16 protein-coding genes are annotated in these 22,262 nt (G+C 66.6%); 9 read left to right on the forward strand and 7 right to left on the reverse strand.

Annotated features, from left to right (window positions below; genetic code table 11):
* Window positions 1-35 precede the first annotated feature (35 nt).
* Both ACEN9G_RS19880 and ACEN9G_RS19885 read left to right on the forward strand, forming a co-directional pair.
* On the forward strand, window positions 36-698 hold the full coding sequence (locus tag ACEN9G_RS19880) for a response regulator (RefSeq protein WP_056136559.1): 663 nt from the start codon (window positions 36-38) through the stop codon (window positions 696-698).
* A 10-nt stretch (window positions 699-708) separates the two neighbouring features.
* Complete coding sequence (locus ACEN9G_RS19885; RefSeq protein ID WP_483126878.1) at window positions 709-2,037, forward strand: ATP-binding protein; 1,329 nt, start codon at window positions 709-711, stop codon at window positions 2,035-2,037.
* On the opposite strand, the gene ACEN9G_RS19890 is transcribed toward ACEN9G_RS19885, so the two are convergent.
* The 5 genes from ACEN9G_RS19890 to ACEN9G_RS19910 form a co-directional block, all read right to left on the reverse strand.
* Window positions 2,021-3,577 (reverse strand): glycosyltransferase family 39 protein, encoded by a 1,557-nt coding sequence (locus ACEN9G_RS19890; protein ID WP_413339558.1) that lies wholly within the window; start codon window positions 3,575-3,577, stop codon window positions 2,021-2,023. The genes ACEN9G_RS19885 and ACEN9G_RS19890 overlap by 17 nt on opposite strands.
* Complete coding sequence (locus ACEN9G_RS19895; protein WP_413339556.1) at window positions 3,547-3,954, reverse strand: GtrA family protein; 408 nt, start codon at window positions 3,952-3,954, stop codon at window positions 3,547-3,549. The genes ACEN9G_RS19890 and ACEN9G_RS19895 overlap by 31 nt, the downstream gene beginning before the upstream one ends.
* Entirely contained in the window at window positions 3,947-4,948 is a 1,002-nt protein-coding gene (locus ACEN9G_RS19900) for a glycosyltransferase family 2 protein (RefSeq protein ID WP_413339554.1), read from the reverse strand. Before ACEN9G_RS19900 ends, ACEN9G_RS19895 begins: the two co-directional genes overlap by 8 nt.
* Window positions 4,949-5,137: 189 nt before the next feature.
* A complete protein-coding gene (locus tag ACEN9G_RS19905; RefSeq protein WP_440967042.1) occupies window positions 5,138-7,528 on the reverse strand; it encodes a TonB-dependent receptor plug domain-containing protein in 2,391 nt (796 codons plus the stop codon).
* Between the two features lie 264 nt (window positions 7,529-7,792).
* Window positions 7,793-10,192, reverse strand: a complete 2,400-nt coding sequence (locus tag ACEN9G_RS19910; RefSeq protein WP_483126879.1) for a WD40/YVTN/BNR-like repeat-containing protein — start codon at window positions 10,190-10,192, stop codon at window positions 7,793-7,795.
* A 401-nt stretch (window positions 10,193-10,593) separates the two neighbouring features.
* Here ACEN9G_RS19910 and ACEN9G_RS19915 point away from each other — a divergent pair, with 401 nt between their 5' ends.
* The 3 genes from ACEN9G_RS19915 to ACEN9G_RS19925 all read left to right on the forward strand — a co-directional run bounded on the left by ACEN9G_RS19915 (window position 10,594) and on the right by ACEN9G_RS19925 (window position 12,227).
* Window positions 10,594-10,719: a response regulator gene (locus tag ACEN9G_RS19915; protein ID WP_413339548.1), complete on the forward strand. Its 126-nt coding sequence runs from the start codon at window positions 10,594-10,596 to the stop codon at window positions 10,717-10,719.
* A gap of 40 nt (window positions 10,720-10,759) precedes the next feature.
* Entirely contained in the window at window positions 10,760-11,728 is a 969-nt protein-coding gene (locus tag ACEN9G_RS19920) for a threo-3-hydroxy-L-aspartate ammonia-lyase (RefSeq protein WP_413339547.1), read from the forward strand.
* A 100-nt stretch (window positions 11,729-11,828) separates the two neighbouring features.
* The gene (locus ACEN9G_RS19925) at window positions 11,829-12,227 is read left to right on the forward strand and encodes a VOC family protein (protein ID WP_176936259.1); all 399 of its coding nucleotides are present in this window, start codon (window positions 11,829-11,831) and stop codon (window positions 12,225-12,227) included.
* Window positions 12,228-12,242: 15 nt separating this feature from the next.
* On the opposite strand, the gene ACEN9G_RS19930 is transcribed toward ACEN9G_RS19925, so the two are convergent.
* Together ACEN9G_RS19930 and ACEN9G_RS19935 are read right to left on the reverse strand one after the other, a co-directional pair.
* On the reverse strand, window positions 12,243-12,632 hold the full coding sequence (locus ACEN9G_RS19930; protein WP_413339546.1) for a VOC family protein: 390 nt from the start codon (window positions 12,630-12,632) through the stop codon (window positions 12,243-12,245).
* Between the two features lie 45 nt (window positions 12,633-12,677).
* On the reverse strand, window positions 12,678-13,460 hold the full coding sequence (locus ACEN9G_RS19935) for a PhzF family phenazine biosynthesis protein (protein ID WP_413339545.1): 783 nt from the start codon (window positions 13,458-13,460) through the stop codon (window positions 12,678-12,680).
* Window positions 13,461-13,538: 78 nt separating this feature from the next.
* On the opposite strand from ACEN9G_RS19935, the gene ACEN9G_RS19940 reads away from it, so the two are divergent.
* From ACEN9G_RS19940 to ACEN9G_RS19955, 4 genes are all read left to right on the forward strand, one after another.
* Complete coding sequence (locus tag ACEN9G_RS19940; RefSeq protein ID WP_483126880.1) at window positions 13,539-16,769, forward strand: error-prone DNA polymerase; 3,231 nt, start codon at window positions 13,539-13,541, stop codon at window positions 16,767-16,769.
* A 370-nt stretch (window positions 16,770-17,139) separates the two neighbouring features.
* Window positions 17,140-18,804, forward strand: a complete 1,665-nt coding sequence (leuA, locus tag ACEN9G_RS19945) for a 2-isopropylmalate synthase (protein ID WP_413343470.1) — start codon at window positions 17,140-17,142, stop codon at window positions 18,802-18,804.
* A gap of 79 nt (window positions 18,805-18,883) precedes the next feature.
* The gene (locus ACEN9G_RS19950) at window positions 18,884-19,612 is read left to right on the forward strand and encodes a 4Fe-4S dicluster domain-containing protein (RefSeq protein WP_413343472.1); all 729 of its coding nucleotides are present in this window, start codon (window positions 18,884-18,886) and stop codon (window positions 19,610-19,612) included.
* The gene (locus tag ACEN9G_RS19955; RefSeq protein WP_483126881.1) at window positions 19,612-22,260 is read left to right on the forward strand and encodes a molybdopterin-containing oxidoreductase family protein; all 2,649 of its coding nucleotides are present in this window, start codon (window positions 19,612-19,614) and stop codon (window positions 22,258-22,260) included. Before ACEN9G_RS19950 ends, ACEN9G_RS19955 begins: the two co-directional genes overlap by 1 nt.
* Window positions 22,261-22,262 lie beyond the last annotated feature (2 nt).

The raw sequence follows: 22,262 nt of genomic DNA on the forward strand, positions 1-22,262 counted from the left end.
ATATCGGCACTGGTTTCTGAGAATCGGGGGATTGGATGCGGCTGCTGCTGGTGGAAGACGATACGATGATCGGCGAAGTAGTGCTCGACCTGCTGAGGGCCGAGCACTACGCCGTCGACTGGGTCAAGGATGGCGAGATGGCCGACACGGCCCTCATGCAGAACCAGAACTACGACCTCGTCGTGCTCGACCTGGGCCTGCCCCGCAAGGACGGGCTCGAGGTCTTGCGTGCGATGCGCGCCCGCAAGGACCGCACGCCGGTGCTGGTCGCCACGGCGCGCGACGCCGTCTCCCAGCGTATCGCCGGGCTCGATGCCGGCGCGGACGACTACGTCCTCAAACCCTACGATCTCGACGAACTGCTGGCGCGCATCCGCGCGCTGCTGCGGCGCGCCGCCGGGCGCGCCGAACCCATTTTCGAGTACAAGAACATCGCCGTGAATCCCGCCACGCGCGAAGTGCTGGTCGACGGCCAGCCGGTCGTGCTGTCGGCGCGCGAATGGGCCGTGCTGGAAGCGCTCGTCGCGCGTCCCGGCGCCGTGCTGTCGCGCGCCCAGCTCGAGGAAAAGCTGTACAGCTGGCGCGACGAAGTATCCAGCAATGCGGTCGAGGTCTATATCCACGGCCTGCGCAAGAAGCTGGGCAGCGACTTGATCCAGAACGTGCGCGGCGTGGGCTACATGGTCCCGAAGGTGTGAAGGCTTCCTTATGAAAGTCCGGGTCACGCATTCCCTGCGCGGGCGACTGCTGTGGTTCCTGCTGGCGGCGATCACCATCGCGGCCGTCGCGCAGGCGTCCATCGCGTATCGCACCGCCCTCAACGACGCCGACCAGATCTTCGACTACCACATGCAGCAGATGGCGCTGTCGCTGCGTTCGCGCGTGCCGCTGACGAGCACCGAGAACGCCGACGCCGACACCCCGATCAGCGGCAACGACGACCTCGTCGTGCAGGTGTGGTCGCCGGACGGTGTGCGCGTGTTCCGCAGCGCGTCGCACGCGCACCTGCCGCAGCGCGCCGTGCTGGGCTTTTCCAACGTGCGCGCGAACGGCACGACGTACCGCATCTTTTCGATCCAGACCGATAACCAGACCGTGCAGGTCGCGCAGGATCTCGCCGTGCGCCGCAGCATGGCCAGCAATCTCGCGCTGCGCACGCTGGGTCCGATCGCCGTCATGATGCCGATCCTGATGCTGGTCGTGTGGTGGGTCGTCAGCGGCTCGCTGGAACCTGTCGCGCGCGTGCGCAAGCAGGTGGCGTCGCGCCAGGCGGACGATTTGTCTCCCGTGTCCGAGGCCGGCCTGCCTGACGAGGTGCGCCCGCTCGTGCAGGAATTGAACCTGCTGTTCGGCCGCGTGCGCACGGCGTTCGACGCCCAGCAGCACTTCGTCGCCGACGCCGCGCACGAGCTGCGCACGCCGCTCGCCGCCCTGAAGCTGCAGGTGCAGAGCCTGGAGCGGTCGGACAGCCCGGACGCGAAGCGCGTCGCCGTTGGCCGCCTCACGGCCGGCATCGAACGCGCGACGCGACTGGTCGAGCAGCTGCTCGTGCTGGCGCGCCAGGAAGCGAGCGTCGCGGGCGGCGCGCCACGCCAGCCGGTCGACATCGCCGGCGCGGCCAGGCGGGCCGTCGCGGAACTGGCCGGCGTCGCGGCCGCGAAGCAGATCGACCTCGGCCTGCCGCGCGCGGACAGCGCCGAAGTGGAAGGGCAGCCGGACGCGTTGATGATCCTGCTCCGCAACCTCATCGACAATGCGATCAAGTACACGCCGGAGGGCGGCACGGTCGACGTGTCGGTGGTGGCGGAACACCGCGGCGTGACCGTGACCGTGGAAGACAGCGGCCCGGGCATCCCGCCGGCGGAACGCGAGCGCGTGTTCGACCGCTTCTATCGCGTGCCGGGCAGCGACGCGAAGGGCAGCGGGCTCGGTCTTGCCATCATCAAGTCGATCGCGGAGCGGCATGGCGCGACGCTGGCGCTGGGCGAATCGAAGCGGCTGGGCGGGCTCGAAGCCGCCGTCACGTTCCCGGTGTGACGGCTTCGTACAGCCGGATGTTCGCCCCGTTGCCTTCGATGGTCTTCACCAGCCGGTAGCGACTGGCGAGTTCCTTCATCACGATCCCGTCCGGATCGTACAGCTTCGCCAGCCGCTCGATCAGCCACACGCGCGGATGTCCGGCCGTCAGCGCCCGGATCCGCGCGACGTCTTCAGGCGCGATGTTCGGCGCGCCGGAATTGCCCGTGTAGGTGCGCGCCAGGTGCAGCGCGGGGAAAGGGCCCGGCAGATAGGCGACGGCCGGCCCCGACTTCATGTAGTAGGTGACGGGCATCTGCACCTCGTTCGGAAACGCGAGCACGACGTCGCCCGGCCGGCTGTCGCGCGCCACCTGCGCCAGCATCCCGCGCCAGTCTTCCGTGTGCGAGCGATAAAAACCCGCCACCGCATATGCGGACAGCGCCAGCACGACGGCGGTCGCGGGCAGGCGCCAGCGCGACGGCAGCCGGACGACGCCCAGCGCCGTCAACACCATTCCCAACGGCCCGAGCCACAGGAACAATCGCGACAGGAACACCGGCTTCACGACATAGCTGTAGCCGGCGAGCGCGAGGATCGGCAGCACGAGCACGCACGCGAACAGCCAGAAATGGGCGCGCGCCCGCTGCCACAGCCAGGCAAAGCCCAGCAGCACGAGCAGCGCGACGGGATAGTGCAGCACCTGGCCGCCGCTGATCACGGTCCAGGCAGCGGTGACGTTACGCGGCGTAAAGCGGATCCAGTACGACAGGTGCGCCATCGCCGCGTTCTGTTTGACGAGCATCGGGATGAACGGCGACCACACGAGCAGTGCGCCGATGCCGGCTGCAGCCACGGCCAGGATCTGCGGTCGGCGCGGGCCGGGCGTGCTTGCCAGCAGCGCGACCGTCATCCCCGTCCACAGGCCCAGCGCGGCGAACACGCCGGTGTTGTGCAGCCACATCGTCAGGCCGGCGCTGACGGCGAGCCCGGTGATCCAGCACCACCGGCGGGAATCTGGTCGCACGAAGGACAGCACGAGCATGCCCGCAAAGAACACGGCCAGCGATCCGGCCAGCGCCTGGAGCGCGTACGGCCTGGCCTGTTGCGCATACTGGATGCTCGCGGCGTTCATGGCGAGGAACAGGGCGGCCAGCAGCGTGACACGCTCCGCCTTCGCACCGATTCGTGCCCAGCGCGCGCCGGCGGGCAGCGCGAACACCGTGAGCACGCTGGCGAGGACGGACAGGCTGCGCATTGCCGCCTCGTGCCTGCCGAACAGCGCGGTCCAGCCCTTGAGCAGGGTGTAGTAGAACGGGGGATGCGTCTCGTACAGCGGGACGCTCGTCCACAGTTCGCGCAGCGGGACGGCGGCGAACCACGCGCTGTACGTCTCGTCCAGCCATAGCGAGCGGCTGGCCAGCGTGGGCAGGCGCAGCAGCAGGGCGAGGCCTGTCACGAGCAGGGCCAATGTCCAGAAGCGGGCCTGCGGGATGTCGCGCCCGCGCGGCGCGGCGGTCGACAGGGGCGTCAGCGGGCCTTGCTGGCTTGAAATGTCCATAGCGAATTGACGACATAGGTGACGCACACCAGGATGCCCGTCACGAGGACCTGGGCCAGGCGATAGTCGAGGCGCACGCCGTTCACCAGCACGGCCATCGCGGCACCGTTGAGGGCCGCTGCCATGCCGGCCGTCGCGAAGAAGCGTGCGGCCGTACGCCAGGCCAAATGCGAATGCGCATGGCGGCGGAACGTGACGACGGCGTTCATCACGAAATTGATGACGGCGCCGATGAGCGCGCCGATGACGGACGCCGGCACGGGCGCGAGCACGCCGAGCGAGACAGCCGTGAACAGGAAGGCGTAATGCCCGGACATCCCCGCCAGGCCGACGGCTGCATAGGTCAGGAAGCGGCCCACGCCGCCGCGTTCAGGCATGGGCCATCGCCTTTTCGTAGCGCTTGCGCACGAGGTACACGGGCCGTCCCTTCGATTCGAGGTAGATGCGGCCCACGTATTCGCCGAGCACGCCGATGCCGATCAGCTGGATGCCGCCGAGCAGCAGGATCGCCGTCGCCAGCGACGCATACCCCGGCACGTCGACGCCGTACAACATCGTGCGGATGACGAGCCAGAACGCGCGCGTCAACGCGAAGATCGCCACGCTGACGCCGAGGTAGGTCCAGATGCGCAGCGGCAAGGTCGAAAAGCTGGTGATGCCTTCCAGCGCAAAATTCCACAGCTTCCAGCCGGAAAACTTGGTCTTGCCCGCCGCGCGCGGCGCACGCTTGTATTCGACGACGGCCGTCTTGAAGCCGACCCACGCGAACAGGCCCTTCATGAAGCGGCACGATTCCGGCAGCGTCTTCAACGCGTTGGCGACGTTACGGGTGAACAGGCGGAAGTCGCCGACGTTTTCCGGGATTGGCAGGTCGGCCATGTCGTTGTGGATGCGGTAGAAAAATTGCGCGGTCCATTTCTTCAGCAGCGAATCGGACTCGCGGTCGGCCCGCTTGGCCAGCACGACGTCGTAACCCTCGCGCCATTTTTCGACCAGCCTGCCGATGACGTCGGGCGGGTCTTGCAGATCCGCATCGAACGGGACGATGAGGTCGCCGCGCGCTTCGAAGATGGCGGCCGTCAGTGCCGCCTCTTTGCCGAAATTGCGCGTGAGATCGACGACGCGCACACGGGCATCCGCGTGGGCATACGCGATGAGGGAGTCGAGCGTGCGGTCGCGGCTGCCGTCATTTACGCACAGGATCTCGAAGCGGATGTTCGGAATGCGTTCGAGTTCCGGGATCACGCCGCTGAAGAAATGCGGGATCATCTCCTGCTCGTTGTAGAACGGCACGACGAGCGACAGCAGGGGCGGTTCTATCGGGCCGACCGCAACCTTGTCGGGAACCACGGTTTCGTTGGGGAAGCTCATATCGATCCGTCGACAGCCTGGTATGCATCAGCGATAAAACATAACACAGGTTGGTCGAACGCGATGTTCGCATTGGCGTGCGATGACGGTAGATGCCGTCAGGATGCGTTCAGTTCGGCTCGGAAACGTAGCCGTCAACGTCCTCCCCGCGCAGGCGGGGGGGACGGTATTTCAGATGCGCCTACGTTTTTAGAACTTGTGCGACAGACGCGCGAAGTAGGCGGCGCCGTTCAGGCCGAACTGCACACTCTCATACTTGAAGCCATTATCCGTCTCATCCGGATTCTGCTGCGTCGGATGCACATTGAAGATATTGGTGCCGCCGACGGTCAGCTTGGTCTTCTCGGTGAATGACCACGTGAACGCGAGGTCGGCCGACGTCTTGGCCTTGTAGTACTGGTTCGGCACCGGCGGACCGGAGAACGTGCCCAGCGTCTGCGGACCGTAGTGGATGATGCGGAAGTCCGATTCCAGTTGGCCCAGCGTGTAGTCGAAGTCCAGCGTGGCCTTGCGGCGCGGGCCGCCCTGTTCGATGAACAGGCGCTCGCGTTCGGACAGCAGCACGTCTTCGTAGCCGGCCAGCGCGGCCGGTGCATGCACGCCCGTCACTTCGGTCTTGCTGAAGTTCATGGCGAGATACGTGGCCAGCTTGCCGGCGCCCAGGTTCGTGCGGTGCGACGCGGTCAGGTCCAGGCCGCGCGTGCGGGTGTCGACGGAGTTCACGAAGAACTGCGCCTGGCCCACGCCCAGGTTCTGCAGGATGGCGCCCAGGGCGGGGTAGTTGTCGGCGTCGAAGCGGCCCGACAGCACGATGCGGTTGTCGATCTGGATGTGGTACAGGTCGGCCGTGACGGAAATGGCTTTCGTCGGCGTCCACGTCGCGCCCAGCGTGTAGCTCTTCGATTTCTCTTCATGCAGCTTCGGGATGCCGGCCGCGTTGGCGACCTTGCCGCCGTTCGGCGCGAGCACGACGTCCATCGGCACGCCGGCGACGAAGTCGGTGAAGGTCGACGAGAAATAGACCTGTTGAAGAGACGGTGCGCGGAAGCCCGTGCTGGCCGAGGCGCGCAGCAACAGGTCGTCCGTCGCCTTGAAGGCGCCGGCCACCTTGCCGGTCGTCGTCGAGCCGAAGTCCGAGTAGCGCTCGTGGCGCACGGCGGCCTGCAGCTTGGTGCGCGGGGCGATGTCGGCCTCGAAGTCGAGGTAGGCGGCGGAGCTGTGACGGTCGCGGTTGGTGGCGTCGCCCGGCTGGAAGCCCGGGAAGCCCTGGCTGCCGGCATTGCCGCCGAAGCCCAGGCCGTCGACGTCGTTGTACGAACCCGGCTCGCCCGCGAAGATCTGGTAGTTCTCCTTGCGGTATTCGAAGCCGAACGCGGCGTTCAGGCCGCCGAGGATGTCGTCATAGAAGCGGCTGAAGTCGGCGTTGGTCGTCAGCTGGCGGAACGAGAAGCCGCCGGCGTCGAACTGCGACGGGCTGATGCCCTTGCCGCCGTTGATCAGGTCCAGGTTCGCGATCGACGCGTTCAGGGTGTGCGCGATGTCGTAGCGCATGCGGTTGTAGCCATAGGTTTGCGAGAAATCGCTGGCCCAGTCGCCGATGCGGGTGCGGTAGCCGATGATGCCGTAGCGGTCGTCGATGTCGCCGTTGATGAACGGGACGAAGCCGCCCGGGTACATGGCGGCCGAGTTGCGCGACGGGATGTCGTCCGAACCGATGCCGCCGCGCGCCCATGCCGCCGACGACGCATCGCGCGTCTGGGCGCCGGCCGTCAGGTACAGCTTGCCCGGGCCGACCGGGAATTCGCCGTTCAGGTAGACGGTCTCGTTCTTCGACTTGGTGTCGCCGATGATGCGCAGGCTGCCCGGGTCGGAGCGGTTGGAGCGGCCGCGGTCGTAGTATTCGCCGGTGATGCCCAGCACGCCGTCCGCGACGGCCACGCCGCAGTACGCGGAGGCCAGCCAGTTCTTGCCGTCGTGCCTGGAATATTCGCCGAAACCGGCAACCGCTTCGCAGCCCAGGTCCTTGCGCAGCTCGACGTTGATGACGCCGGCGATGGCGTCCGAGCCGTATTGTGCGGCGGCGCCGTCGCGCAGCACCTGCACGTTCTTGATGGCGAGGACGGGGATCGCGTTCATGTCCGTGCCCGTGTTGCCGCGGTTGCGCGCGCCGAACAGGTTCACGAGGGCCGTCGTGTGGCGGCGCTTGCCGTTCACGAGCACGAGGGTCTGGTCGGAGCCGAGGCCGCGCAGGGCGGCGGAGTCGACCAGGTCGGCGCCGTCGGCACCGGTCTGGCGCGTCGAGTTGAACGACGGCGAGATGTTGGCCAGGGTCTGGGCCAGGTCGAACTGTCCGCTCTGCTCGGCGGCCTTCGTCAGCGGGATGTAGTCGACGGGAACCGGGGTATCGGTGGACGACGTGTTGCCGACGCGGCGCGAGCCGACGATGTTGACGCTCTGGATATTGGCGTCGGAAGCGGCGGGCGCGGTGGCATTTTGTGCGAAGGCGGCCGGCGCGAAAGCCAGTGCCGCGCTGCCGTACAGGCCCAGCAGGACGGACTGGCGGATCGTTGTAAGTTTCAAGGGGTGGGCTCCAGGGAAAAATTGCATATTAATGAATTTCCATGAAGGCAACCATTGGACGTCTCATAACCGCAACAAGCTCATCCATATCGGGAATTCATGGCGGGTGCTGGAAATGATGAGTGATTGTCGAAAGGCGGGGGCCGATGGCCGACGTGGAATGACCATTACAGCGTCGTATCACTTCCAAATACTCAATGAAAAATGCCAGTCAGCTTGACTGACTGGCATTGCGCGAAGCTGCCCCTTGATACCTGGCCGACCTTAGTTGGTGTAGATCAGGCCACGGCCGGTTCCGCTGAAGTAGATGCGGCCGTAGGTATTCCAGTCGCCCGCGATCGCTCCGATGCCGCCGAACTGGTGGGCGTCGTCGTTGAAGCGCGACCAGGTGGCGCCGCCGTCGTCGGAGCGCCACACGCCCCACACGCCGCTCCTCGTACCCACGACGTAGACCGCGGCCGAGTACGACGCGCCGGCCTTGGCCTTGCCCAGGGCGATGGCACTGGCAGCCGGGGATTGCCCCGTCGTGCCGCTGCCCGCCACCGTCGCGAAGCCGCTCAGCTTCGTCCAGGTCGCCGCGGAGTCCGTCGAATGGTACACGGCGTTACCGTCCGTCAGCCAGAGGTCGCCCTCGGCGTTCGGGTTTACCACCATCGACGTGGTCCACCATGCGTTCGGCGCCAGTTGCGCCGCCGTCGAGCCCGCGCTCAGCGTGAAGGTATGGCCGCCATCGGTCGAGACGTAGACCTTGCCGGCGGTGCCCCACGTTGCGCCGCCCGAGTCATAGGCGTAGACCTTGCTCGCGTTCTTGCGGTCTGCGGCCAGGCGGTAGCCGCGATCCCAGCCGTTGGCCACGCTCGGCAGCGGCGGCAGGTTAGTTGCGGTCCAGCTCGCGCCGTTGTTCGTGGTGTACGACGGCACGGAATTGGCCGGCGCCCAGATCACGTTGTTGCGCGACGTGACCACCAGGGTCGTGGAGCCACCCGTATTGTCCTTGGCTCCAGCGGGCAGGGTCGCGAAGTTCGCCCACGTCGCGCCGCCGTCGCCGGACCAGAAGCCGAAGCCCTTGGCATCAAGCCAGTTTGCGACGCCCGAACCGGCGATGTATTGCGGATCGGACCATGCCACGTCGGCCGCGTTGCCGCTGCTCCAGTTTGGCGTCGGGCCCCTGGTAGGTTTCGTCGCGAGGTCCGTCTGGGTCCAGGTGCCGATGTCGCCCGCGCTGTTGACGAACTTGTACGTCGCGCCGGCCGGCGGGGTGACGAGCGCATTGGTCGCGGTCTCCTCGAGATTGGTGACGGCGTCGCCCCAGGTCGGCGTGGCCGTCGAGGCGTTCAGCGTTTCGAGGATACCTCCGCCATGGACGTGCGAGATGTGGTCGGGGTTGCTCGGATCGATCTCGATGTCGTCCACCCAGCCGCCGCCGCTGCCGCCCGGCTTGCCCAGTTCGATTTCCTTCCAGTTGGCACCGCCGTCGACCGACAACTGGACGACCTGGCCGAAACCCCAGGTGTTCGCGACGCCCAGCACGATGCGCGCATTCGCGCCGCTGCCGTAGACGGACAGGCCGCCGTAGCCGCCGTAGTCGACGCTGTTGAGCAGATCGAACCTGGTGCCGTTGAATTTGTACAGCTTGCTCGGCCCGCCGATCCCTGGGCCGCTGCCCTGGGTGAACGGCACATAGATCGTGCCGTCGACGCCGCGCACCATATGCGGAATGAAGCCGGAGACCGGCGTCGCGACCGGCGCCCACGACGCGCCGCCGTCGGTGGATTTGTACAGGTTCGAGGTCAGCCCGGCCGCGGCGACGTAGTCGGGCGCGATGGCCACGTAGATGGTCTGCGTGGCCGTGCCGGTGCCCTTGGTGCTCGTATCGAACACGACCGTCTCGATGCCGCCGTCCTTGACCTGGGCCGACGTCATCGTGACGGACGACAGCGACGTGACCTGGGCCCAGGTCTTGCCGGAATCCGTGCTCTTCCACAGGCCGGCCACGCGCGAGCCGAAGAACAGCGTCGACGGCTTGTTCGGATCGACCATCAGGCGTTCGCCGAGCGGGCGGCCGCCGTTATTGCCGCCCATCGCGAACGGCACGTCATAGTGCGTCCACGTGTTGCCGCGGTCGCTCGAGATATAGATACGGCCATTGCCTTCGAACGTGTACATGCCCGTCATCATGTAGACGAGCTGGTCGTTGTTCGGATCGAGGGCGATGCTTTCGATGCCGTGGAACCGGCTCTCGGTACCGCTGAAGCCGAGGCCGTCCGTGATCGGCGTCCACGACTTCGACGTGTCGTCCCAGCGGTAGGCGCCGCCGATGTCGGTGCGGGCATACAGCACGTGCGCGGACGTCGGGTGATAGATCAGGCCCGTGACGTAGCCGCCGCCGCCCCACTTCACGCTCGTCCACGTGGCGGCCGCGCCGCTGGCGTCCGTGCCTGGGCTCGTGCTGCCCGGGTCGGTCGTGCCGCCGGTGCCACCCGTGCCGCCGGTGCCGCCGGTGCCGCCGGTGCCACCCGTGCCGCCGGTACTGCCGGTACTGCCGGTGCTGCCCGTGCCGCTCGAACCGCTCGAACCGCTCGAACCGCTCGAACCGCCGCCGCAGCCTGCCGCGAGGCTTGCGATGATCGCCAGGACGATGAGTCGTTTGTTTTGAATTCCCATGATGTCTCCTACCAGATACAAGATTAATGGTTCAATGTCCGGGGCCGGCGGACGGCGCCAGGTATGGGTGTCGAAACTGCCCTCGGACTGGCGCGACGTTTATAGAACGCAAATGTTTTTTATATATTCAAGACCTTTGTGGCCGCACGACCACGCCGCAGCTACCTGCTTCGTCAGAAAGCGAGTGCTGTCCGCCTCTGCTCCGCGAAAGATCCTCCGCCGTTCGGGAGCGTTCGGCGTCCGATACCCGGATTAACCAAATATTCCGTCACAATTAATAAACATTAACTGAGTCTAGACGCCAACATTTTCTACTGTCAACGCGAATTGCGAGTGAAAAATGCCAGGCCACAGTATGATTTTTCGTTTGGCCGGCCACGGCCAGTGCGCTGTTCGTCGCCATGACGGGCTACGGCCAGGCCAGCGACCGCCGGCGTTCGCTGGCCGCCGGCTTCGACCATCACCTCGTCAAACCGCTCGATTTGCAGGCGTTATACGCGCTCCTCGACGCGTCCATTCCGGGCTGAGTAGAATGCCTGCCATCCAACAGCCCAAAAGGAAAACAGGATGAGCTCGATTCCGCTCCCTACTTACGATGACGTCGTCCAGGCCGCATCCCGCATTGCCGGCGTCGCCAACCGCACCCCGGTGCTGACGTCGCGTACCGTCGACGAGGCCTTCGGCGCCCAGGTCTTTTTCAAGTGCGAGAACATGCAGCGCATGGGCGCTTTTAAATTCCGCGGCGCCTGCAATGCCCTGATGAAGTTCTCGCCCGAGCAGCGCCGCGCCGGCGTCGTCGCGTTCTCGTCGGGGAACCACGCGCAGGCCATCGCGCTGTCCGCGAAGCTGCTCGGCATCCCCGCCACGATCGTGATGCCGCGGGACGCTCCCGCCGCCAAGGTCGCCGCCACGCGCGGCTACGGCGGCAACGTCGTGATGTACGACCGCTACACGGAGGACCGCGAACAGATCGGCCGCGACCTCGCGCAGAAGCACGGCCTCACGCTGATCCCGCCGTACGATCACCCGGACGTCATCGCGGGGCAGGGTACGGCCGCGAAGGAGTTGTTCGAGGAAGTCGGGCCGCTGGATGCGTTCTTCGTTTGCCTGGGCGGCGGCGGGTTGCTGTCCGGCTCCGCGCTGGCCACGCGTGCCTTGTCGCCGTCATGCCGCCTGTACGGTGTGGAACCGGAGGCGGGCAACGACGGCCAGCAATCGTTCCGCTCGGGCGCGATCGTGCACATCGACACCCCGCAGACCATTGCCGATGGCGCCCAGACCCAGCACCTGGGGAACCTCACGTTCCCGATCATCCGGCGCGATGTCGACGACATCCTGACGGCCACCGACGACGAACTGGTGCAATGCATGCGCTTCTTTGCCGAGCGCATGAAGATCGTCGTGGAGCCGACCGGCTGCCTCGGGTTCGCGGCGGCGCGGCGCATGCAGGATGAGTTGCGCGGCAAGAAGGTCGGGATTCTCGTCAGCGGCGGCAACATCGACCTGGCGAAGCTGAGCGGCTTCCTGGCCGGCTGACCCCGGTGTTAAAAAATTTTTTAACGACGTTGTCGATTTCGTGATGTCCCGTTCGTCGTAGGCATGTGGCATCCACTTTCACCCAACACTAGGAGGCATCATGAACAAGCAGATCTTCGTCAACCTGGCCGTCAAGGACCTGGACAAATCCAAGGCGTTCTTCGAGGCGCTGGGCTATACCTTCAATCCTCAGTTCACCAACGAGAGCGGTGCCTGCATGGTGATCGCGGACGGCAGCATCTACGCGATGCTGCTCACGGAACCGTTCTTCAAGACGTTCGTCGACAAGCCCCTCGTGCAGGCGAAGGAAGCGACGGAAGTCCTCGTCTGCCTGAGCTGCGAGAGCCGCGAGGAAGTGGATGCGCTGGTGGCGAAAGCCGTTGCTGCCGGCGGACGCGCACCGCGCCCGCCGCAGGACCACGGCTTCATGTATGGCCACGGGTTCGAAGACCTCGATGGCCATATCTGGGAACTGGCCTGGATGGCGCCCCAGGCTTGAATTAATTTATTGACTTCAGTTCATCGAGTGTAATCCGATGATGTTGCCCTCGGTATCTTCGACGAGGGCGATGTGGCCGTACTGCCCGATCGAGAACTTGTCCTTGAAGATGCGCCCGCCGTTCGCGGCGGCGCGCGCTGCCTCGACGGCGCAGTCGGCGCAGCTGAAATAGACGATCGTGCTGTTGCCGCCGGCCTTGCAGCCTTCCATCTTGACGATCGATCCGGCTGCGCCGCCGGCATGCGGGTCGCCGGTGAAGGCCCACATCTCCAGGCCGCCCGGCGCTTCGCTTCCTTCCGGCGCGAGGTTGTCCAGTTTTGTTTCGAACACGGCTTCATAGAAAGCGCGGGCGCGCTTCATGTCGTCCACATAGATTTCGAACCAGCCTACGACGTTCCGTTCCATTTCGGTCTCCTTGATGAGTGGGTTGGGGGGTACAACGCCTGCGAATCAAATGGTTTCGACCGCGCCGCCGACGAGAATGGCGGCACCTTCCTTGCGCGTGCGGATCAGGCAATCGCCGCCCGTCGCGCGGCCCTGGCGCAGCCGGATGCCCAGGCCGAGCAATGCCGTCAGCGCACCGGCCGCGACGCCCGTCGCGCTGTCTTCCAGCCGCGGGTCGAGGTGGTTGAAGTTGCGGCCCTCGAACGTGCCGTCGTCCCGGCGGCACCAGGCATAGATGCCGTTGATGCCCGCTTCCTTGCCCCACGCGGCGATGCGTGCGAGGTCGGGCGCGAGGCCATATAAAGCGTCCGTATCCGCCACCTTGACGAGCAGCTTGGGACTGCCGACCGACGCCACGCGCGGCGGCGTGCCCAGCGACGCCGCCGGTACGCCCAGCAGTTCGGCCGCCACGTCGGCGGTCACGTCCCGCGCCGCCACCGGCTGCGCGGACAATCGCACGAAATATTCCTCGCCGCCCCGCACCAGTTCCAGATGTTGTCCTTCGACCGCCGTGCGTACGGCGATGGCGCCCGCGTGCGGATCGCGCGCGAACAGCACGGCCGCCACCGCCAGCGTCGCGTGGAGACACAGCGGGCTGCGCTTGTGCGGATAGTAGTAATCGACGGACAACGCACCGTCGCTCCCCACGTCGATGAAGACGCAGGTCGTGTCGCGCGCGCGGGCGAGGGCCTGGCGTGCATCCGGGTCTTGTTCTTTGTCCTCGATGACGAGGGCCGGGTTCCCGGTACCTGGACGGGAACTGAAGCAGCGCAAAGAATGGATGTGCATATTTGGCAAGGTCGGGTTCGTCGGATATACTGTGTTTATATACAGTATTTCATAATACACCATTTTGCCTGAAATGCCATGCCAAATCTTCCGCCGACCCGCCTGAGTCCACCCACGCACGATCCCCACCTCGGCGCGGCGGCAGGGCTACCGGCGTATGCGGAACTGTTTTGCCTGTCGAACTTTTCGTTCCTGCAAGGCGCGTCGCATGCGGAAGAACTGGTGGACCGCGCCGTGCAACTGGGCTACACGGCGCTGGCGCTGGCGGACGAGTGCTCGCTGGCCGGGGTCGTGCGCGCGCATGCGGAAGCGAAGCGGGCCAAGCTGCCGTTCATCGTCGGCGCGCATTTTCATCTGCAGCATCCGGAGGACGGCAGCCGCGCGTTGTCCCTGTTATTGCTGGCGCAAAACCGCAACGGCTACGGCAACCTGTCCGAGATGATCACGCTGGGCCGCACGCGCAGCGAGAAGGGCACGTACCGGCTGCATCCGTCCGATTTCGATGCGCCGCCCGAAGGCCTCGAGCACCTGCGCGGCATGCCGGGCTGCCTGGCGATCCTGCTGCCCGCGTATTCGGGCCACTCATTTGCCCAACCTTCGGAAGACGTCGACCGCCTGCACCATCAGGCCGCTTGGCTGGCGCAGACCTTTCCCGGCCGCGCGTGGCTCGGCCTGACTCTGCTGCACCGCGCGTTCGACGACGCGCACCGCGCCACCATCGAGGAAGTGGCGTGGCAGCACGGCATGCGCATCGTCGCGTGCGGCCATGTGACGATGCACGTCCGTTCGCGCAAACCGCTGCAGGACACGATGATGGCCATCCGCGCCGGCAAGCCCGTGGCGCAGTGCGGCTACCAGCTGGCGCCGAACGCGGAGCAGCACCTGCGCTCGCGTGTGCGCCTCGCGAACATCTATCCGCGCGCGGCGCTGGACGAGACGGTGCGCATCGCGCGCCTGTGCACGTTCTCGCTGGACGAGCTGCGCTACGAGTACCCGGACGAGGTGGTCCCGCCCGGCCACACGGCCGCGAGCTACCTGCGCGAGCAGACCTGGATCGGCGCGCACAGGCGCTTCACGGAAGGCATCCCGGCGAAGGTCCAGGCGCAGATCGAATACGAGCTCGCGCTGATCGCCGAGATGCGCTACGAGCACTACTTCCTCACCGTGTACGACATCGTGCGCTACGCGCGCTCGCAACACATCCTGTGCCAGGGCCGCGGCTCGGCGGCCAATTCCGCCGTGTGCTACTGCCTGGGCATCACGGAAGTCGATCCGGCGCGGGGCAACCTGCTGTTCGAGCGCTTCATCTCCAGGGAGCGCAACGAACCGCCCGACATCGACGTCGACTTCGAGCACCAGCGCCGCGAGGAAGTCATCCAGTACATCTACCGGAAGTACGGGCGCACGCGCGCGGCACTGGCGGCCGTCGTCATCAGCTACCGCCCGAAAAGCGCGCTGCGCGACAGCGGCCGCGCGCTCGGCGTGGACCTCGCCATCGTCGACAAGGTGTGCAAGCACCACCACTGGTTCGACGGCAAGGCCGATTTGCTGAACCGCCTGGCCGAGAGCGGGCTCGATCCGGAATCGCCGCTGTCGCAGCAATGGGCGTCGCTGGCGCAGCGCCTGCTCGGTTTTCCGCGCCACCTGTCGCAGCACCCGGGCGGGTTCGTGATGGCGCGCGGGCAGTTGTCGCGCCTCGTCCCCATCGAGAACGCGACGATGGAAGACCGCAGCGTGATCCAGTGGGACAAGGACGATCTCGAGGAACTGGGCCTCATGAAGGTCGACGTGTTGGCGCTCGGCATGCTGTCGATGCTGCGCCGCGGACTGGAACTGGTCGGCCTGCGCCATGGCACGACGTTCGAGATGCAGGACATTCCGCACGACGATCCGGCCACGTACGCGATGATCCGCCGCGCGGACACGGTCGGCGTCTTCCAGATCGAATCGCGCGCGCAAATGAGCATGCTGCCGCGGATGAAGCCGAAGACGTTCTACGACCTCGTGATCCAGGTCGCGATCGTGCGTCCCGGCCCGATCCAGGGCGGCATGGTGCATCCGTATTTGCAGCGGCGCGAGCAGAAGGAGCCGGTCAAGTATCCGAGCCCGGACATGAAGGTGGCGCTGGAACGGACGCTGGGCGTGCCGATCTTCCAGGAGCAGGTGATGCAGGTGGCGATCCTCGCGGCCGGCTTCACGCCGGGCGAGGCGGACCAGCTGCGCCGCGCGATGGCCGCGTGGAAGCGCAAGGGCGGGCTCGAGAAATACTACCAGCGCATCGTCGGCGGCATGCTCGCGAAAGGCTACGAGCAGTCGTTCGCGGAGCAGATCTTCAGCCAGATCCAGGGCTTCGGCGAATACGGCTTTCCCGAATCGCACGCGGCCAGCTTCGCGCTGCTCGCGTATGCCAGTTCCTGGCTCAAGTGCCACGAGCCCGCCGCGTTCCTGTGCGCGCTGCTGAACAGCCAGCCGATGGGCTTCTACAGCCCGTCGCAGCTCGTGCAGGACGCGCGCCGGCACGGCATCGAGGTGCGTCCCGTCGACATCACGATCAGCAGCTGGGAGTCCACGCTGGAAGACCTCGACGATCATGCACGCGGCCAGCCCGCCGTGCGCCTCGGCCTGCACATGCTGCGGGGGATGGCACAGGAAGCGGCGGAGCGCATCGAGCTCGCGCGTGCGCTGCGGCCGTTCGCGAACGTCGCCGACCTCGCGCGCCGCGCGGGACTCGATCGCGGCGACCTGCAGGTGCTCGCCGCCGGCAATGCGCTCGGACCGCTCGCGGGCCACCGCCGCCAGGCCTTGTGGGAAGCGGCGGGCGCCGTGCCCGACAAGGATTTATTGAAGCCCACGGCGCCCGTCGAGGACGTCCCCGAGCTGCCCGCGCCGCAGGAGGGCGAGGAGATCGTCGGCGACTACCGCGCGCAGGGCCTCACGCTGGGCCGCCATCCGCTGGCGCTGCTGCGCGACCGGCTGCTGGCGCAGCGCTTCCTGCCGGCCGACGTGCTGCACGATTTCCAGAATGGCCAGCTCGCGCGCGCCTGCGGCATCGTCACCGTGCGCCAGCGTCCCGGCACGGCGAAGGGCGTGCTGTTCCTGACCATCGAGGACGAGACGGGCAACATCAACGTGATCGTCTGGCCGCAGCTCGTCGAGCAGCAGCGGCGCGAAGTGCTGAACGCGTCGCTGCTGGGCGTGTACGGCGTGTGGCAGCGCGAAGGCGAAGTGCGTCACCTCGTGGCCAGGCGCCTCGTCGACATGTCGCACCTGCTCGGCAAGCTCGATGCGCGCAGTCGTGACTTTTGCTAGGTTTTGCTTGACACAATCGGCATAAACTTTTTATATTAAAAGAATGCTCACCGCGAACTCCACCTTTCTGACTTCCCTAGCGCTACCGCTAGTGCTACCGCACCTGGCCTGAATCGCCATTCCCGCAGCTCGTCCTCAGTTCGTCTGCCGTGCCGTACCGCCGAAGTTTCAGAATAAGGTTCGCCATTCCATGTTCTCTCCCGTCTTTCGACTAGCGTCCGGTTGCCTGGCCACGTGCCCCGTGGCAGCCGGGCAGCCTTTCCGCCACCTCTGATTTCCGTCGTCTGGATTCCGTGATCCGCATGCGCGCGCCATGCGGCAGGGACCCGTCACGTCCGCGTTTTCCCACAGCCCTGAAAAGGAGTCGTCCATGTTGTCGCACCCCGCAGCAAAGTACCGCCGTTTCCCGACCGTCCCCACCGAATCTCTCGTCACCTTCCGCGCCTGGCCGGACCGCGTCATCGACCGTCCTCCCATCTGGATGAGCACCGACCTGCGCGACGGGAACCAGGCCCTGATCGAGCCGATGAGCGTGGAGCGCAAGCTGCGCATGTTCGAGCAGCTCGTCAAGATCGGCTTCAAGGAAATCGAAGTCGCGTTCCCCTCCGCGTCGCAGACGGATTTCGATTTCGTGCGCAAGCTGATCGAGGAAGACCGCATTCCGGACGACGTGACGATCGAGGTGCTGACCCAGTCGCGCGAGGACCTGATCCGCCGCACCGTGGACTCGCTGCAGGGCGCGCGGCGCGCCATCGTCCACCTCTACAATCCGATCGCGCCCGCGTTCCGCCGCATCGTGTTCGGCGCGACCCGGGAAGACGTCAAGCAGATCGCGCTGAACGGCACCCGCCTGATCAAGGAACTGACTGACGCGCGGCCCGGCACGGAATGGGTCTTCGAGTACTCGCCGGAGACGTTCAGCATGACGGAGCTGGCGTTTTCAAAGGAGGTGTGCGATGCGGTCTCCGCGATCTGGCAGCCGACGCCGGACCGCAGGATGATCGTCAACCTGCCGTCGACGGTCGAGTGCAGCACGCCGAACGTGTATGCCGACCAGATCGAATGGATGCACCGCCACCTGGAGCGGCGCGACGCCATCGTCCTGTCCGTCCATCCGCACAACGACCGCGGCACGGCCGTCGCGTCGGCGGAACTGGCGGTGATGGCGGGCGCGGACCGCGTCGAAGGCTGTTTGTTCGGGAACGGCGAACGCACCGGCAACGTGGACATCGTCACCCTGGCGCTGAACCTGTACACGCAGGGCATCCACCCGGGCCTCGATTTTTCCGACATCGACGCGGTGCGCCAGTGCGTCGAGGACTGCAACCAGCTGCCCGTCCACCCGCGCCATCCGTATGCGGGCGACCTCGTGTTCACCGCGTTCTCCGGCTCGCACCAGGACGCGATCAGGAAGGGCTTCGCGCAGCAGAAGTCCGACGCGATCTGGGAAGTGCCGTACCTGCCCATCGATCCGGCCGACCTGGGACGCAATTACGATGCCGTGATCCGCGTGAACAGCCAGTCGGGCAAGGGCGGCATCGCGTACCTGCTCGAACAGGAATACGGCTTTGTCCTGCCGCGCCGGCTGCAGATCGAATTCAGCCGCGCCGTGCAGCACGCGACGGACAGCAGCGGACGCGAAGTGGCCGCCGCCGACATCCACGCGATCTTCCGCGGCGAGTACCTGGACCCGGGCCGTCATGTCTATCGCGGTCACGCCATGTCGAATGAAGGAGAAAACGGCACGCGGCTGGAGGTCGACATCGAGATCGACGGCGTGCGCACGACCCGTCACGGCATCGGCAACGGCCCGATCGACGCGTTCGTGAATGCGCTGGACCTCGACGTCAAGGTGATGGATTACCACGAGCACGCGCTGGGCCGCGGCGCCGATGCGCAGGCCGCGTGCTACGTCGAGCTGCGCGTCGGCAGCGGCGGTTCGCTGTTCGGCGTCGGCGTGGACGGCAGCATCATGACCGCGTCGTTCCGGGCGATCCTCAGTGGCGTGAACCGCCACTTCGCGGCCGCGGCGTAACACGTTGTGAAGGGGCCGCGCGGCGCGATCGTTTATCATCGTGGGTTTCGCGCCCGCGCGGCCCACCATTCTTCACGCCATGACACCTGAAAAAACTCCGCACTGGGGCCTGGCCATCGACACCGAGCGCTGCATCGGCTGCCATGCCTGCTCCGTCGCCTGCAAGGTCGAGAACTCGGTCTACCTCGGCATGTTCCGCACCAAGGTCTATTACCACGACTTCCACGGCAAGAACGCCGCCGGCAAGGTCACGCCGAAGCGCGCGTTCCTGCCTGCCCTGTGCATGCAGTGCGAGGACGCGCCGTGCCTGAAGGCGTGTCCCACCGAATCGATCCGCCGCGACGCGGACGGCGTCGTGCGCATCGACGTGGACAGCTGCGACCGGTCGCGCGACTGCATCGCCGCGTGCCCGTACGGCGCCATCCACATCGATCCGGTTGCGCAGGTCGCGGACAAGTGCGACTTCTGCAGTCACCGGCTCGACGCCGGCATGCAGCCGGCGTGCGTGGAGGCGTGTCCCGCCGACGTGTTCGCGTTCGGCGACCTGAACGACCCGGGCAGCGCCGTGAGCCGCTTCAACGCGCGGCACAGGAAGGAGCTGGCCGTGCTCAAGCCGCAGGAGGGCACGAGGCCGGCCGTGCATTACCGCGGCATCGGGACCGTCGTGCCGCGCGCCGTCGAGAACAAGCTGCCGAAGGGCCGCAACCACGATCCGTTCACGTACGAGATCGACACGTGGGCGGAGCTGCGCGCCGATTACGGCACCGTCGTCGGCAACGCGACGGCCAAACCGAAGGGAGGCAAGTGATGGAACGACGCGGTTTTCTCAAGTCCGGTCTCGGTGCGCTGGCCACGCTGGCCGTCGGCGAGACCATCCTGCTCGCTCCGGGCGATGCTGCGGCCGCCGCCGCCGAGCCATTGAACTACGCGACCGACGCGGACGGCAAGGCACGCAAGCGGCACGTCGACTACCGCACGGCCACGGCGGTGAAAAGCGTGTGCCTGAACTGCTCCACCGTGTGCGGCATCGAGGGGTTCGTCGAGGACGGCAAGGTCGTCAAGATCCGCGGCAATCCGCTCGATCCGAACCTCGGCAGCTTCATGACGTGCGCGAAGGGGCAGAGCGGTCCCACGATCAACACGTATCCCGAGCGCCTGCTGTACCCGCTCAAGCGCGTGGGCAAGCGGGGCGAGGGCCTGTGGAAGCGCATCACGTGGGACGAGGCGTACGACGAGATCGCGGCGCGCATCCGCAAGAGCATCGCGGACGGCCACCCCGAGCGCGTGGCGATCCACCAGGGCCGCTCGCGCTACGAGGCGGAGTTCGCGCGCTTCCTGAACGCGGTCGGCTCGCCCGTCCTGCTGAACCACCGCGCGCTGTGTTCGTCGAACAAGCGCGCCGCCAACTACGTGAGCCTGGGCGAGACCGACTGGGAATCGATCGACGCCGAGCGCTGCCGCTACTTCCTGAACTTCGGCGCCAATTTTTATGAGGCCCACCAGGGCGGCCTGCATCTGGTAAAACGCGTCGTCAAGGCGCGCTTCGACCACGGCGCCAAGCTCGTGACGTTCGACGTGCGCATGTCGAATACCGCGGGCCGCAGCGACGAATGGTTCCAGCCGCATCCGGGCACCGAAGGCGCGATCGCGCTCGCGATGGCGCACGTGATCCTGCGCGAGAACCTGCACGACCGCGCCTTCATCGAGGACTTCGTGCAGCCCGGCGAGGCGCAACTGCGCACGTGGCTGAAGGATTGCACGCCGGCGTGGGCGCAGGCCCAGTCGGGCGTGCCGGCTGCGGACATCGAACGGATCGCGATCGAGTTCGCACGCGCGCGTCCCGCCGTCGCCGCCTTCACCAACCGCGGCACGGGCGCGCACTACAACGGCTTCAACAACGAACGCGCCGTCGTCATGCTCAATGCGCTGGTCGGTTCCGTCGGCCGCCCGGGCGGCTATTGCTACGGGCTCGAAGAGAAGCTGGCGCCGGCGAAGTACCCGGCGCCACAGCCCGAGCCGCCCAAGGTCAGGATCCGCACCGACCTGGAAGACCCGCCGGAGTGGCCGCTGGCGAACCGGTGGCAGAAGATGAAGGTGGGCCAGGTCGTGTACGACTACCTGGAGCAGGGCCGCGCGCAGCTCGACGTCTACCTGAGCTACACGATCGTGTCCCCGATGACGTGGCCGGAGGGCCGCACGACGGCCGCCCGTGTGCTGGCCGACGAAAAGCTGATCCCGTTCCACGCCTGCTCGGACATCGTGTATTCCGAGATGGCGCACTGGGCCGACCTGATCCTGCCCGATGCGACCTATCTCGAACGGTGGGGCATGGACATCCGCAACAACCTCGAGCTGCAGCACTACGTGATGCTGCGCCAGCCGATGACGGCGCCGCCGGGCGAGGCGCGGTCCTTCCCCGAGGTCCTGTTCGACGTGGGCCGGCGCCTGGCGCCGGAGCAGGCGAAGTATTTCGCGTTCGGTGCCCACGAGGACTTCGTGCGCGCGCAGTGTTCGAAGCTGCCGACGCAAGGTCCGGACGGCCGCACGTTCGCGTCGGGCTTCGACTATATGAAGCACTACGGCGTGCATGTGGACACGAGCCAGCCCAAGACTTACGAGGTGTACCGCCGCAGGCTCGGGGCCGCGCAACTGGACGGTACGCGCGTCGACGGCACGGGCCGCATTCTCAAGATGGACAAGACGGGCAAGGAGCGCGCCATCGGGATGATGGTGAAGGGCGAGCCGCTGCGCGGGTTCGCCACGCCGTCGCGCCGCTTCGAGATCCTCGCGCCGGAAGTGGCGGAGGTCGCGGCGAAGGCGGGCATGGCGGACGACGGCATGCCGGCATTCCACCCCGTGCCCGGCCTGGACCGGCTTGCCGACGACCGCTTCGTCCTGACGACGTTCAAGTGGAACGTGCACACGCAGGGCCGCACGGCGTCGCAAAAATACCTGTCCGAGATCGTGCACGACAACCCGATGTGGATGCATCCGAAGGTGGCGCGGCGCATCGGGGTGAAGTCCGGCGACATGGTCGAACTGACGACCTACCGCCCCCGCTCGGGCACACTGGGCGACGTCGCCTTCAAGGCCGCGCCCGCGGGACGCGAGGAGGTCGTGGGCCGCGCGCGCATCCGCGTGTTCGTCACCGACGCCATCCATCCGAAGGTGCTGGCCGTGTCGAACTCGCTGGGCTGGCAGGTGGGCGGGCGCGCCGCGCAGGGCCGTGCGGGCGCGCGCGACGCCGTGCTGGATGCCACCGGCCAGGCGCCGATCCGCAAGAGCCTTGCGCCGGCGCCGCGCGTCGACGACCTCACGAACGGCGTGTGGTGGGACGCGCGCAACGGCGGGCGGGGCAACGGCGTGAACATCAATGCCATCCTGCCCGTCAACCCGGCGCCGCTGGTGGGCATGCAGTCGTGGTTCGACACGGTCTGCAGCGTGCGCAAGGTGTAAGG

This window comes from Massilia sp. Masssp94, from assembly GCF_059491305.1.